The 13,086-nt window shown below is 69.3% G+C and carries 12 protein-coding genes; 7 read left to right on the forward strand and 5 right to left on the reverse strand.

What is annotated here, in order from left to right; translation table 11 throughout:
• Positions 1 to 12: 12 nt before the first annotated feature.
• The 3 genes from ABQJ56_RS01225 to ABQJ56_RS01235 are packed head-to-tail and all read right to left on the reverse strand — an operon-like array spanning position 13 to position 2,806.
• Entirely contained in the window at positions 13 to 213 is a 201-nt protein-coding gene (locus ABQJ56_RS01225) for a DUF1656 domain-containing protein (protein ID WP_367843165.1), read from the reverse strand.
• Positions 203 to 2,308 (reverse strand): FUSC family protein, encoded by a 2,106-nt coding sequence (locus ABQJ56_RS01230; RefSeq protein WP_367843166.1) that lies wholly within the window; start codon positions 2,306 to 2,308, stop codon positions 203 to 205. The genes ABQJ56_RS01225 and ABQJ56_RS01230 overlap by 11 nt, the downstream gene beginning before the upstream one ends.
• Positions 2,309 to 2,311: 3 nt before the next feature.
• Positions 2,312 to 2,806: a MarR family transcriptional regulator gene (locus ABQJ56_RS01235; RefSeq protein WP_367843167.1), complete on the reverse strand. Its 495-nt coding sequence runs from the start codon at positions 2,804 to 2,806 to the stop codon at positions 2,312 to 2,314.
• A gap of 211 nt (positions 2,807 to 3,017) precedes the next feature.
• Here ABQJ56_RS01235 and ABQJ56_RS01240 point away from each other — a divergent pair, with 211 nt between their 5' ends.
• On the forward strand, positions 3,018 to 5,099 hold the full coding sequence (locus ABQJ56_RS01240; RefSeq protein ID WP_367843168.1) for a S46 family peptidase: 2,082 nt from the start codon (positions 3,018 to 3,020) through the stop codon (positions 5,097 to 5,099).
• Between the two features lie 275 nt (positions 5,100 to 5,374).
• Here the strand turns inward: ABQJ56_RS01240 and ABQJ56_RS01245 are convergent, their stop codons facing one another.
• Both ABQJ56_RS01245 and ABQJ56_RS01250 read right to left on the reverse strand, forming a co-directional pair.
• The gene (locus ABQJ56_RS01245) at positions 5,375 to 5,776 is read right to left on the reverse strand and encodes a DUF4156 domain-containing protein (protein ID WP_367843169.1); all 402 of its coding nucleotides are present in this window, start codon (positions 5,774 to 5,776) and stop codon (positions 5,375 to 5,377) included.
• Between the two features lie 94 nt (positions 5,777 to 5,870).
• The gene (locus ABQJ56_RS01250; protein ID WP_367843170.1) at positions 5,871 to 8,741 is read right to left on the reverse strand and encodes a M16 family metallopeptidase; all 2,871 of its coding nucleotides are present in this window, start codon (positions 8,739 to 8,741) and stop codon (positions 5,871 to 5,873) included.
• A gap of 260 nt (positions 8,742 to 9,001) precedes the next feature.
• Here ABQJ56_RS01250 and ABQJ56_RS01255 point away from each other — a divergent pair, with 260 nt between their 5' ends.
• The 6 genes from ABQJ56_RS01255 (at position 9,002) to ABQJ56_RS01280 (ending at position 13,062) form a co-directional block, all read left to right on the forward strand.
• Entirely contained in the window at positions 9,002 to 9,205 is a 204-nt protein-coding gene (locus ABQJ56_RS01255) for a hypothetical protein (protein WP_367843171.1), read from the forward strand.
• 38 nt (positions 9,206 to 9,243) lie between these two features.
• Positions 9,244 to 9,432 (forward strand): hypothetical protein, encoded by a 189-nt coding sequence (locus ABQJ56_RS01260; RefSeq protein WP_367843172.1) that lies wholly within the window; start codon positions 9,244 to 9,246, stop codon positions 9,430 to 9,432.
• Between the two features lie 50 nt (positions 9,433 to 9,482).
• On the forward strand, positions 9,483 to 9,950 hold the full coding sequence (locus tag ABQJ56_RS01265) for a tRNA (cytidine(34)-2'-O)-methyltransferase (protein ID WP_367843173.1): 468 nt from the start codon (positions 9,483 to 9,485) through the stop codon (positions 9,948 to 9,950).
• Positions 9,951 to 10,032: 82 nt separating this feature from the next.
• A complete protein-coding gene (locus ABQJ56_RS01270) occupies positions 10,033 to 10,695 on the forward strand; it encodes a ubiquinone biosynthesis accessory factor UbiJ (protein ID WP_367843174.1) in 663 nt (220 codons plus the stop codon).
• Entirely contained in the window at positions 10,692 to 12,341 is a 1,650-nt protein-coding gene (ubiB, locus tag ABQJ56_RS01275) for a ubiquinone biosynthesis regulatory protein kinase UbiB (RefSeq protein ID WP_367843175.1), read from the forward strand. Before ABQJ56_RS01270 ends, ubiB begins: the two co-directional genes overlap by 4 nt.
• A gap of 16 nt (positions 12,342 to 12,357) precedes the next feature.
• Positions 12,358 to 13,062 (forward strand): pseudouridine synthase, encoded by a 705-nt coding sequence (locus tag ABQJ56_RS01280; RefSeq protein ID WP_367843176.1) that lies wholly within the window; start codon positions 12,358 to 12,360, stop codon positions 13,060 to 13,062.
• The last annotated feature ends 24 nt before the right edge of the window (positions 13,063 to 13,086 follow it).

The following is a 13,086-nucleotide window of genomic DNA, read 5'->3' on the forward strand; positions in this document are numbered from 1 at the left end:
GCGATATCTGGGTCAATGGAGCAGCAGCAGGCCGGTGAGGCCGAACAGGCAGGCGAACAGGGCGAGGCGGAACAGCGGCGGGTGCCAGACGTAGCGGTACAGGCCATAGCGGCCGATCAGCACGTCCACCAGCACCATCAGCAGCAGGCAGCCGAGGAAGATCGGCAGCAGGCCGGGCACCAGCACGCCGCAGATGGCGATCTCACGTGGCACGGGCGGGTTCCATGGTGGGCATCCAGGTGGCCAGCGGAGACTCGTCGTCGCGCAGCGCACCCAGCAATTGATACAGCCGCGGGCGCAACGCGGGCGCGGCGGCGCAGGCCTCGATCGCGTCGCGCACGGCGTCCTCGGCCTGCTGCCGGCGCACCGCGTCGGGGCGGCGGTACAGCTGCGCCACCGCCTGCACCGCACGATCCACCGCCTCGTGCACCTCGACCGCGAAGCGGCCGGCGCGCAACTGCTGGCGCAGCTCGATCAATGCGCGCCCGCTCTCGTGCACCGCCAATGCCCAGGCCAGCAGCTCGCGCGACTCGCGGCTGCCCGGGCGGGTATGCACGATCGCCTGGTGGAACAGGTCGCGGCTCTCGCTCTCGAAGCGCCACGGCAAGCCTTCCAGCGGCGCGCCGGCGGCCTCGACCACCTGCTCGCGCAGGCGCCGGAACTGCCGCCGGCGCTGCCAGCCGCTGCCGGTGACGCGCGGCACGAACACGAAGGACACCGCCGCCAGCGCCACGCCGGCCAGCTGCGCGATGGCGTCGTTGAACGCATGCGCGGGGTCGTACACCATCGGGTTCTTCAGCGCGAGGATGTAGACGATGCCGATCGCGTAGCCGCCGCCGATGTTGCCGAGTTCGGGGTGGGCATTGAGCCATGGCCCGGCCAGCAGCAGCGGCAGGGTCGCCGCGATCAGCATCGCGAAACCGTCGCTGCCCGGCAGCAGCACGCAGGCCGTGAACAGGCCGGCCAGCATGCCCAGGGCATAGCCGGCCAGCATGCTGAAGGCGGAGGCGAGCGGATTCGGTGTCGCCGCGAACAGGCCGCTGAAGATGGTGGCCAGCAGCATCGCGCTGGCACCGAAGGTCCAGCCGCTGGCGATCCAGAACGTGCTCAATGCGGCCATGGTGAGGAAGGTGCGCAGCACCGCCACCATGGCGCCGGTGGCGTCGTTGCCGCGGCGGAAATGCACGCGCTCCACGTCGCCGCGTTGCACGTGGCCGCGCAGCGCCAGCTCCACCTCGACGTAGCCGCACAGCTCGTCGAGAAAACGCCCGAGCACGGTGGCGCCGGTGTCGAAGGCCAGTTGCGCGCGCCCCGGCGCCAAGCCCGCGTGCAATTCCGCCTCCAGCGCCGGCAGGCGCTGCGCGCACTCGCGCAGGCGCGGCGCCAGCACGGCCGGATCGTGCAGCTCGGCGGGCGCCGTGGTCAGCGCCGCGCCGATCGGGCGGTACAAGGCGATCAGCGCGGCCACCTCGGCGTCGCGGCCCTCGCGCTGCAGCCGGTTGATCAGATGGTGCAGCGACTGGAAGCTGGTCGCCGCCGCCATGTTGTGCTGGTTGAGCAGGCGCATGCGGGTGCTGCGCGCGCGGATCTCCGGGTCCTCGAAGATCACCGAGGCACGCTGGTTCTCCAGCTCCACCGCGGCACGCACGAAGCGCAGGTGCGCCTGCTCCATCTCGGCGCGGGGGATGCTGCCGCCGGTCGAGCCGCGCACGAAGTCGATGAAGTGCGCGAAGTGCTCGCGCGCGGTCTTCCGCAGCACCATGCGCAGGCGCTCGGGAAACACCAGGTCGCTGACCACGCCGGCCACCACCAGGCCCAGCATCACCTCGCTCACGCGCATCAGCGCCGAATCGAACACGCCCAGCGGGTTGCCGACCGCCGGCAGCGCCACGATCGCGGCGGTGTAGCCGGCCAGCACGAAACCGTAGGCCATGAAGTTGCGGTACAGCGTGGCGCCGCCCGCGCACAGGCCCACCCACAGCGACATGCACAGCAGGAACAGCACGCGCTGCTGCGGGAACACGCACAGCAGCGCCAGCCCGAACGTGCTGCCGCACAGCGTGCCGATCGCGCGGTAGAAGCTCTTCGCCCGCACCATGCCGCTGTGCGGGTGCATCACGATGCCCACCGTGATCATCGCGGTGGCCGGCTGCTCCAGCCGCAACCACATCGCCAGCCACGCCGCGAGGTACAACGCCAGCAGCGTCTTGAACACGAACAGCCAGGTGCGGCCTTCGCCGGCAAAGGCCTCCGCCAGCGCCGGCCAGCGGCGCGCCGCCAGCCCCGTCTTCGTCGATGCCGCGGACATCGCTCAGCCCTGCTCCAGCTGGTCCAGGAATTTCTTGAGCAGGCGTTCCAGCTGTGCCGTCTCGGCGGCCTTCAGGCCGGCGGTCTGGCGCTCCAGCAGCGCGCAGATCGCGGGCATGAAGTCGTCGATCATCGCCAGCCCCCGCCGGCTCAGGCTCAGGCTGACCTTGCGCCGGTCCTCGTCGCTCGCGGTGCGCTCGATCAGTCCCTTGTCGCACAGGCTGTCCGCAAGCCGCGTGATGTTGGCCGACTTCTCACCCGCCGCCTCGGCCAGCTGCGAGGGATTCAGCGCGTAGCCCTCGGTGCCGTACAGCATCATCAGGATGTTGTACTCCGGATGGCTGATGCCCCAGGGCTTCAGCAGCGCATTGGCGTCGTCGTGCACGCGCTTGTGGAGGTGCTTGATCAGGCGCACCAGCACCGCCGGCTGGCGCGGGAACGCGGGCTGGCGGCGGCAGGTGACGGCGAGGCGCTGTTCGGTGGGGGCGAAGCTGCTCATGGCAGGGGGCGGCCTTTAATGTCTTCGTATATATTTCATATATGAAATATATGGATGTGAATTTTATGCTCAGGATGGACGGCCTGCAAGTACCCCTGCCGACCTTCACTTCCACACCCGCGCGACCGGCGCCATGATGACCGCCGGTTCGACACGCCAACGGCGGGCCCGCGCCATCCGCGCCGATCCGCCCACACACGGAGGGGACGCGATGAAACGCTGGTTGCTCCTTGGTTTTTCCGGCCTGCTGCTGGGCGCCGCCGCCGGCGCGATGGCCGACGAAGGCATGTGGACGCTGGACCATCTGCCGGTGAAACAGCTGCAGCAGCGCTACGGTTTCACGCCCACGCCGCAATGGATCGACCTGGTCCAGCATGCGGCGGTGCGGCTGGCCGAGGGCTGCTCCGGCTCGTTCGTCTCCGCCGACGGCCTGGTGATGACCAACCACCACTGCGCCAACGCCTGCCTGTCCCAGCTCTCCGGCAGCGGCCACAACTACATGGCCGACGGCTACGTGGCGATGAAGCAGCAGGACGAGCCGAAGTGCCCCGACGTGGAGCTCAACCAGCTGGAGTCGATCACCGACGTCACCGCCCAGGTGAACGCGGCGACCAGCGGCAAGCAAGGCGCCGGGCGCATCAAGGCCGAGCGCGCAGTGAGCAGCAAGCTGGAGGAAGGCTGCGTCGGCGGCGACGCGAAGACCTGGCGCTGCGACGTGATCTCGCTGTACCACGGCGGCCGCTACGCGCTGTACAAGTACCGCCGCTACCAGGACGTGCGCCTGGTGTTCGCGCCCGAGCAGGGCATCGCCTTCTTCGGCGGCGACCCGGACAATTTCAACTTCCCGCGCTACGACCTCGACGTCACCTTCTTCCGCGCCTACGTCGACGGCAAGCCGGCGAAGACGCCGCAGTTCTTCAAGTTCGACGCGCACGGCCCGAAGGCCGCCGAGTTGAGCTTCGTGGTGGGCAATCCCGGCTCCACCCAGCGCCAGACGCCATGGATCCAGTTGTCGGCCATGCGCGACGACATGCTGATCCCGTTCTACGGCTACCTGTCCGACCTGCGCGGCGTGCTGTGGCAGTACGGCCGCGCCGGCGCGCAACAGGCCAAGGAAGCGCAGGACATGCAGTTCGGCATCGAGAACACGCTGAAGGTGTTCAAGGGCTGGCTGGAAACGCTCACCAGCGAGAGCTTCATCACGCAGAAGCAGAAGGACGACGCCGCGCTGCGCGACTGGATCGCCGCCGACCCGGCCCGCCGCGCGAGGTACGGCGACCCGTGGGCGGAGCTGGCCAAGGCCCAGCAACGCGGCAAGGAACTGCAGGACCGCTACATGATGATCGCGGGCGGCCGCGGCTTCGGCGTGGGCACCCAGCTGTTCGCCGACGCGATGACCCTGGTGCGCGGCGCGGCGCAGCGCGCCAAGCCCGACGCCGAGCGCCTGCCGCAGTTCCGCAACGCCAACCTGCCCGCAGTGGAACAGTCGCTGGAGGCGAAGGTGCCGGTGTACCCGGAGTACGAGCGCACCATGATGGCGTGGTCGATGGAGAAGATGCGCCAGATCCTCGGCGCCGACAATGCCTTCGTGCACCAGACGCTGGGCAGGCAATCACCGGACGAACTGGCCGCCAGGCTGGTGAACGGCACGAAACTGGCCGACCCGGCGGTGCGCAAGCAGTTGTGGGACGGCGGCGAGAAGGCGATCGAGGCCTCCACCGATCCGATGATCGCGTTCGTGCGCGGGATCGAGCCCACCGCGACGAAGCTGCGCAAGCAGTACGAGGACGAGGTGCAGGCGCCCACCACCAGGGCCGACGAGGCGATCGCCCAGGCCCGCTTCGCGCGCGAAGGCACCAGCAGCTACCCCGACGCCACCTTCACCCTGCGCCTGTCCTACGGCAAGGTGGTCGGCTGGAAGGAGGGCGACCACCAGGTGCCGCCGTTCACCGACTTCGCCGGCGCCTACAACCGCGCCACCGGCGCCGATCCGTTCAAGCTGCCGGACAGCTGGATCAAGGCGAAGGGTTCGCTGGACCTCTCCACGCCGTTCGACTTCGTCACCGACAACGACATCATCGGCGGCAACTCGGGCAGCCCGGTGATCGACCGCGACGGCCACGCGATCGGCCTGATCTTCGACGGCAACATCCACTCCATCGGCGGCGACTTCACCTACGACGGCGGCAACAACCGCGCGGTGGCGGTGGATACCGCCGCGCTGATGGAAGCGGTGCGCAAGGTCTACAAGCTGCCGCGGCTGGCCGACGAGCTGGCCAGCGGGCATCTCTGATCCGTGCACCGGTCCGAAGACGTCTTTGCGATCATCCCTGATCGCGAAGATCAAACAGGCGGCCATCCATGGCCACACTGCGGGAAACCTTTGCGATCATCCCTGATCGCGGAGATCAAACGGGCGGCCATCCATGGCCGCACTGCGGGAAACTTTTGCGATCATCCCTGATCGCGGAGATCAAACGGGCGGCCATCCATGGCCGCACTCTTCAATTAACGCGAAGGGCGCCATCGGCGCCCTTCGTTCTTTCCTGCTGGGTCGAGGCCAAGTTCTCAGTTGCCCTTGACCGGGAAGGTCTGCGTGCCGCCGCTGGCGGATGGCTGGGGCTGGCCCGGCGCGGTGGCGGGCTGGATGACGCGCGAGCCGCACTGGTACGCGCCCCACGGCTGCGAGCCGTCGCTGGGCTCGGCCAGCGGCTTGATGGTGTCGGCGTGCATGGTGGCGGCCTCGTTGCGCGCCATCACCTGCAGTTCGTCGCGCACCTTGATGTCGTTGCGGTCCACCGGGCCCACGTGATCCATCACCGAGACCGTGATCTTGCCCAGGTCGTGGCAGCCGGAAACATCGCCGTTCCACGCCGTGCGCACGTTCTGCGACGCCGGGGTGGGATTGATGCCCCACGTGCAGGCGCCCAGCAGCAGGGTGGGAACGAGCAGCAGCACGGTCTTGCGCATGGACGACTCCGGATCGGAATGAAGGACGGCCGGGCGGCTAACCACCCGGCCGTCATGCTAACGCGCGGCGCCCGGCCGCGTCCTGTACGGCGACTTACTTCGCCACCGGCTTGCCGTCGGCGTCGATCACCTGCACTTCGCCCAGGTTCAGCGCGCGCACCGGCGCCTCGATCTGCTTGAGGTCGCCCACGATCACCCAGGTCATCGCCGCGGGCTGCACGATCTCCCTGATCGCGGCCTCGGCTTCCGCCGACGTGATCGCCTCCAGCTTCGGCTTCAGCGTCTGCACGTAGTCATCGGGACGGCCGTACTCGACGATGCCGTCCATCGCGCCCAGCACCGCGCCGGTGGTCTCGTAGCTGCCCGGCAATGCGCGGATGCGCTGGTCCTTGATCTTCGCGATCTCGGCGGCGGTCAGCGGCTTGTCGCCGACCACCGCGCGCGCCTCCTTCAGCACTTCCGCGGCGGACGGCGCGGTCTTGTCGGTCTGCACCGGCGCGTAGAACAGCATCGGCCGCTGGCCCTGGGCATCCATCAGGAAGCTCTGCGCGCCGTAGGCCCAGCGCTTGTCCTCGCGCAGGTTCATGTTGAGGCGCGAGGTGAAGGTGCCGCCGAACGCGCCGTTCGCCACCTGGATCGCCAGATTGTCCGGGGCACGCGTGGACGGCGCGAGCAGGCCGGCCATGATCAGCGACTGCGGCGCGTCGGGCCGGTCGATCAGGAACACCCGCGGCTTCGGCTGCGCCGCGACTTGCGCGATGTTCTTGTGCGGCACCGCGGTGGCCGGAGCTTTCCAGTCGCCGAAGGCGGCGTTCAACTCGGGAATGATCCTGTCCAGCGTGGTATCGCCGGCGACGAGGATCTTCACGTTGTCCGGGCGCAGCCAGTTCTGCTGGAACGCGCGCAGGTCGGCGGCGGTGAGCGCCTTGATGCTGGCCTCGGTGCCGCTGCCGGTGAACGGGATGCCGTAGGCGTGGTCGGCGCCGTACAGCAGCGGCGGCAGGGTGCGCAGCGCGAGGCCCACCGGCTGGGTCTTCTCCTGCGCGATGTCGGCCAGCCACTGGCCGCGTACCCGTTCGATGTCGGCCGGCTTGAACGCGGGATCGCGCACGATGTCGGCGAACAGCGCCAGCGAGGGCTTGAGCTGGTCGTTCAGCGCGTTGAGCGAGGCGCTGCAGTTGTCCAGGTCGCAGTCGATGCCGGTGATTGCACCGAGGCGCTGGCGCGCTTCGGACACGGCCACCGAATCCATCTTCGTGGTGCTCTCGTTCATCAGGCGCGTGGCGAAGCTCGCCGCGCCGAGCTTGCCGCCCTGGTCGGCGGCGTAACCGGCGTCGAACAGCAGCTGCACCTGGGTCACCGGGATGGTGTGGCGCTGGGCGAGGATCACCTCGATGCCGTTGGCGAGCTTGCCGCGCTCCAGCTTCGGGAAGCTCAGCGCCGGGAACGCGTCGACCTGCGGCACGCCCCTGCCGCGGTCTACGTCGCTCTTCGCCACGCTGTACCGATGCGCGGGCGGCAGCTTCGGCTGCGGGCGGCCGGCGGCGTCGCCCAGCGGCTTCACGGCCTTGTCCTCGGCCACCGGATCGAAGTCCTTGCCGGCGGGCAGCACGGTGAGCTGGTAATCGCCCCTGGTGAGCCACTTGTCCGCCGCGGCCTTGATGCTGGCCGGCGTGGCTGCGTTGGCGCGTTCGAGATCCTTCCTGTAGGCCGACGGATCGTCGCGATAGACCTGACCCTCGGCGAGGATCACCGCCTTGCCGCCGAAGCCGCCCACCTTCTCCAGCCCGCGGATGAACTGCGCGCGGTTGCCGATCTTGGCGCGATCGAGTTCGTCGGCCGTGGGGCCGTTGGCGAGGAACTGCTTCAGCACGTCGTCGATGGCGGCCTCCACCTTCGCCGGATCTACGCCCTGCTTCACGTCGGCCTGGATCTGGAACTGGCTGGCCAGCGCGAACGGCGCGATGCTGGCGGAGACGTCGTCCACCAGCTTGTCCTGGTAGACGAGGCGCTGGTACAGCCGCGAGGTCTTGCCGCCGCCCAGCACGGTGCTGGCGAGGTCGAGCTGGATCGCCGCGTCGCTGCCCAGCTGCGGCACCACCCAGGTGCGGTAGATGCGCGGCTGCGCCACGTGGTCGTGCTGCACGCCGCGGGTGGACTTCGCCAGCGGCGTGATCCACGGCTGCTGGTGCGCCACCGGCTTGCCGGCGGGGATGTCACCGAAGTACTTCAGCGCCTTCGCGCGCGCCTCGGCCACCGTGATGTCGCCGGCCAGCACCAGGGTGGTGTTGGCGGCGCCGTAGTTGGCGTGGAACCAGTTCTTCACGTCGGCCAGCGAGGCCGCGTCGAGATCGGCCATCGAGCCGATGGTGTCGTGCTGGTAGGGATGGTTGGCGGGATAGGTGTTGGCGAGGATGTTCTCGTCCACGCGGCCGTAGGGGCGGTTCTCGTCCTGGCGCTTCTCGTTCTGCACCACGCCGCGCTGGGTGTCGAGCTCCTTCTGGCCGATCGCGCCGAGCAGGTGGCCCATGCGGTCGGACTCCATCCACAGCGCCATGTCCAGCGCGGTGGTGGGCACCGTCTCGAAGTAGTTGGTGCGGTCGAACCAGGTGGTGCCGTTCATGTCGGTGGCGCCGGCCACTTCGAACGGCTGGAAGTAGGTGCCCTTGTGGTGCTCCGAGCCCGAGAACATCAGGTGCTCGAACAGGTGGGCGAAACCGGTCTTGCCCTTGGGCTCGTCGGCCGAACCGATGTGGTACCAGATGCTCACCGCCACCACCGGCGCCTTGTGGTCCTCGTGCACGATCACGGTGAGTCCGTTCGGCAGGGTGAAGCGGGTGTAGGCGATCTGCGGAATGCCGTGCGTGGCCGGCGCGCCCTGCGCGGCTGCCGCCACGTCCGGCGCGGCACCGCCGGCGACGCTCATCAGGCCCGCGATCAGCAGGGCAAGTGGCTTGCTTCCCATCGTGTTGCTCCTTGGCTTCGAGGTGTCCGGCGAGGCTAGAGGAGATCGCAACTTCTTGCCAGAGGACGATGGGCACAGCCTGCCGTCCGTCCGGCCCGTTGTCCGGCTTGCCTGTCCGGCTGTCCGCGGACAAGCGGGCGGCCCGTGGCCGGGATTTTTCAAACCGTTCAAATTCAATCGGTTGCAGCTCATCTCCGGCTTGGCACACGGATTGCAAAACAACCCATGCAGGAACCACCCACCCTTGTCGGAGACACACCATGAAATACGAGAACCTGATGCTGAGCGGCCTGTTCGTCGTCTGCCTGCTGGTTTGCACCCTGGTGCTGGGCGCGATGCTGAAGGCCACCCCCTCGTCGGTGCAACTGGCCGCCACCGGCGGCATCGGCAGCGCCCTGCTGGCCGCGCCTGCGCAATGCGCCCTGCCCGCCGACGGCGTGATCTGCCCGCGGCAGCCGGGCTGAGTTCCCATCCCCATCGCCACGATGACCGGAGAATCGCCATGAAACACGAAACCCTGATGCTGCACGGCCTGTTCGCCGCCTGCCTGCTGGTCTGCGCCCTAGTGCTTGGCTCGATGCTGACGGCCCGCCCGGCCTCGCTGCAACCGGCCGCCTCCCGCGCACTGGCGGCCTCGACCAGCCACTGCGCGGCGACGGACAGCGCGCCGTGCCCGCTGCCGCGCGGCTGATCGCCTGACCTGATTCGCCCGTGCGCCGCCGCGCACGCGATAATCGCCGGATGCTGCACGTCATCCTGTTCCGCCCCGAGATTCCGCCGAACACCGGCAACGCCATCCGCCTGTGCGCCAACACCGGCGCCGCGCTGCACCTGATCCGCCCGCTCGGCTTCGCGCTTGACGACACGCGCCTGCGCCGCGCGGGCCTGGACTACCACGAATACGCCCGCGTGCAGGTGCACGACACGCTCGACGACTGCCTCGCCGCGATCGGCCGGCCGCGCGTATACGCGTTCACCACCCGCGGCCGCACCCGCCATGTCGACGCGCACTACGCCGACGGCGACGCCCTGCTGTTCGGCTGCGAGACCGCCGGCCTGCCTGCCGAGGTGGTGGACGCCATTCCCGAAGCGCGGCGCATGCGCCTGCCGATGCAGCCGGACAGCCGCAGCCTCAACCTTTCCAATGCCGTCGCGGTGGCGGTGTACGAGGCATGGCGGCAGCTCGGTTTCGACGGCGCCGGTGCGTAGGAACGGCTTCAGCCGCGATTCGTTCGGCGGTCGCGGCTGAAGTTGCTCCTACAGTCGATGGCCGCGCCGCTACAATCGACGGATGAATACCGCCACTCCCAATGCCTGGCTGCCCGCGCCGCTGCGCAAGCTGGCCGGACGCGCGCTGGAAACCGCGCTGAACCACACGCTGTCGCTGGATCCGGATACGCAGCAGAAGCTCGCCGCACTGAACGGCCGCCGCGTGCTGCTGCAACTGCGCGGACCGGAATTGGCGCTGGCCGTGCACGTGGAAGACGGTCGCCTCAAGGTCGGCCCGCCGGATGAGACCGAAACCGCCGGCAGCACGCTGCGCGTGGCGGCCACGCCCGGCAGCCTGCTGGCGATGGCGCTGCGCCGCGGCGACGACGGCGTGGCGCCGGGCAAGGTGGAGATCGCCGGCGACGCCGACCTCGCGCGGCGGCTGGAAAAACTCGCCAGCCGGTTCGCGCCGGATTTCGAGGAAGCCTTCGCGCGCACGTTCGGCGACGTGCTGGGCGTGCCGCTGGCGCGCGCCGTGCGCAAGGCGCTGGCACATGCGAAGGAAACCGCCAGCCACCTCACCGAGGATGGCGCCGCGTGGTTGCGCGACGAGTCGCGCCTCGCGCTGGCACCCGGCGAGGCGGAAGCCTTCCTCGATGGCGTGGATGCGTTGCGCGAACGCGGCGAGCGGCTGGAGGCCCGCCTCGCCCGGCTGGAAGCGCGGCTGGAAGGAAAATCCGCGTGACCCCGCTCGCCGTCGTGCCGCGCCTGTTGCGCGTCGCCGTGGTGCTGTTGCGCTACCGGCTGGACGAGCTGGTCGACGCCACCCACCTGTTCCGCCCGCTGAAATTCCTGCGTCCGCTGCTGGGCCGACCCGTCGTCGACGTGCGCCCGCTGCCGCGCGGCGCGCGCCTGCGCCTCGCGCTCACCGAGCTGGGGCCGATCTTCGTCAAGGCCGGCCAGGTGCTGTCCACCCGCCGTGACCTCGTGCCCGAGGACATCGCCGACGAACTGGCCCTGCTGCAGGACCAGGTGCCGCCCTTTCCCGGCGTCGAGGCCAAGCTCATCGTCGAGCGCGAGCTGAAGGCACCGATCAACCTGCTTTACGCGCACTTCGACGAGACGCCGCTGGCCTCCGCCTCGATCGCCCAGGTGCATGCCGCCACCCTGCCGGACGGCCGCGCCGTGGTGGTGAAGGTGTTGCGCCTCGGCATCGACGCGCGCATCGCGCGCGATGTGCGCCTGCTGCACTCGCTGGGCCTGCTCGCCCAGCGCTGGCACCCGAACGCCGACAAGATCCGGCCGCTGGACGTGGTCGCCGAGGTCGAGAAGATGCTGGAGCACGAGCTGGACCTGCAGCGCGAAGGCGCCAGCGCCAGCCTGCTGCGGCGCAATTTCGCCAGCGGTGTCGATCTCTACGTGCCCGAGGTGCACTGGGAACTGACCAGCGCGCGCGTGCTCACGCTGGAGCGCGTGCACGGCATCAGCAGCGACGACATCGCCGCGATCGACGCCGCCGGCATCGACCGCAAGATGCTGGCCGCCAAGGGCGTGCGGGTGTTCTACGAGCAGGTGTTCCGCGACAACTTCTTCCACGCCGACGCCCACCCCGGCAACATCTGGGTCGACCCGACGCGCCCCAGCGAACCGCGCTTCATCGCGCTGGACTTCGGCATCATGGGCTCGCTGCCCGAGGCCGACCAGTACTGGCTGGCGCAGAACTTCATCGCGCTGTTCGAGCGCGACTACGCGCGCATCGCCAAGCTGCACGTGGACGCGGGCTGGATGCCGGCCACGGTGCGGCTGGACGAACTCGAGGCCGCGGTGCGCACGGTGTGCGAACCCTACTTCACCCGCCCGCTGTCGCAGATCTCGCTGGCCGAACTGGTGGTGAAGCTGTTCCAGACCGCACGCCGCTTCGAGCTGACCCTGCAGCCACAGCTGATCCTGCTGCAGAAGACCCTGCTCAACATCGAGGGCGTGGGGCGGCTGCTCGATCCCGAGATCGACATCTGGGCGGTGGCGCATCCGGTGCTGAAGCGCATCCTGCGCGAACGCTACAGTCCGCTGCGCACCCTGCGCGAAGTGCGCAGGCGCCTGCCCGAGTGGTTCCACCTCGCGCCGCGCCTGCCCGAGCTGGTGCACGACTCGCTGGAGCGCATCGCGCGCGGCGAACACCGCCTGCTCGCCGACGTGGACACGCTCAGCCACCAGCGCCACCTGCTGCGCCGGCTGCTGCGCATGATCGCGGGCAGCGCGTTCGGCGCCACCCTGATCCTCTGCGCCACCCTGCTGTGGGCGCTGGCGCCGCAACATGGCTTCTGGCTGCCGCTGGGCATGGGTGTCGCCGGGCTGCTGGCGTTCTGCTGGGGCTGGATGCGCTCGCGCTGAATCCGTCGCACACGCCATGCTCGACATCCTCTACCAGGACGACGCCCTGATCGCGGTGAACAAGCCCGCGGGCCTGCCCGTGCACCGCTCGAAGATGGTGAACGACGCCGAGCGGTATCTGGTGGACGTGCTGCGCGAGCAGCTGGGCGGCAACGTGTACCTCGCGCACCGCCTCGACCGCGCCACCAGCGGCGTGCTGCTGGTGGCGCGGTCAAGCGAAGTCGCCGCGGCACTGGGCGAGCAGTTCATGGGCCGCGACGTGCGCAAGCAATACCTCGTGGTGGTGCGCGGCTGGCCGGAACCGGCCGAAGACGTGATCGACCATGCGCTGCCCGGTTCGCGCGAGACCGGCCCGCGCCGCGATGCACGCACGCGCTATCGCCGCCTCGCCACGGTGGAAGTACCGATTGCCCTCGGCCGCTACCAGCAGCAACGCTACGCCCTGCTGCTGGCCGAACCGGAAAGCGGCCGCTTCCGCCAGATCCGCAAGCACCTCGCCCATGTCCACCATCCAGTGATCGGCGATTGCCAGCACGGCCGCGGCGACCACAACCGCCTCTACAAGCAGCACTTCGCCTGCCACCGCATGCTGCTGCACGCGTGGAAGCTGGATTTCCGGCATCCGGCGAGCGGTGAAGCGGTGGCGCTGGAAGCGCCGCTGGATCACGAATACACCAGTGTGCTCGAACGCTTCGGCTGGACGCCGCCCCGTTCGCCCTGAGCGTAGCGCCGCAGGCGCGGAGTC

The organism is Rhodanobacter geophilus (assembly GCF_040812275.1).
Lineage (GTDB): Bacteria > Pseudomonadota > Gammaproteobacteria > Xanthomonadales > Rhodanobacteraceae > Rhodanobacter_A > Rhodanobacter_A geophilus.

Bases quoted from the DNA above. Each gene is read 5' to 3' on its own strand.
- ABQJ56_RS01240 (WP_367843168.1), top strand. From the start codon at position 3,018: ATGAAACGCTGGTTGCTCCTTGGTTTTTCCGGCCTGCTGCTGGGCGCC.
- ABQJ56_RS01270 (WP_367843174.1), top strand. From the start codon at position 10,033: ATGAATACCGCCACTCCCAATGCCTGGCTGCCCGCGCCGCTGCGCAAG.
- ABQJ56_RS01255 (WP_367843171.1), top strand. From the start codon at position 9,002: ATGAAATACGAGAACCTGATGCTGAGCGGCCTGTTCGTCGTCTGCCTG.
- ABQJ56_RS01230 (WP_367843166.1), bottom strand. From the start codon at position 2,308: ATGTCCGCGGCATCGACGAAGACGGGGCTGGCGGCGCGCCGCTGGCCG.
- ABQJ56_RS01250 (WP_367843170.1), bottom strand. From the start codon at position 8,741: ATGGGAAGCAAGCCACTTGCCCTGCTGATCGCGGGCCTGATGAGCGTC.
- ABQJ56_RS01235 (WP_367843167.1), bottom strand. From the start codon at position 2,806: ATGAGCAGCTTCGCCCCCACCGAACAGCGCCTCGCCGTCACCTGCCGC.
- ABQJ56_RS01260 (WP_367843172.1), top strand. From the start codon at position 9,244: ATGAAACACGAAACCCTGATGCTGCACGGCCTGTTCGCCGCCTGCCTG.
- ABQJ56_RS01280 (WP_367843176.1), top strand. From the start codon at position 12,358: ATGCTCGACATCCTCTACCAGGACGACGCCCTGATCGCGGTGAACAAG.
- ABQJ56_RS01245 (WP_367843169.1), bottom strand. From the start codon at position 5,776: ATGCGCAAGACCGTGCTGCTGCTCGTTCCCACCCTGCTGCTGGGCGCC.
- ABQJ56_RS01265 (WP_367843173.1), top strand. From the start codon at position 9,483: ATGCTGCACGTCATCCTGTTCCGCCCCGAGATTCCGCCGAACACCGGC.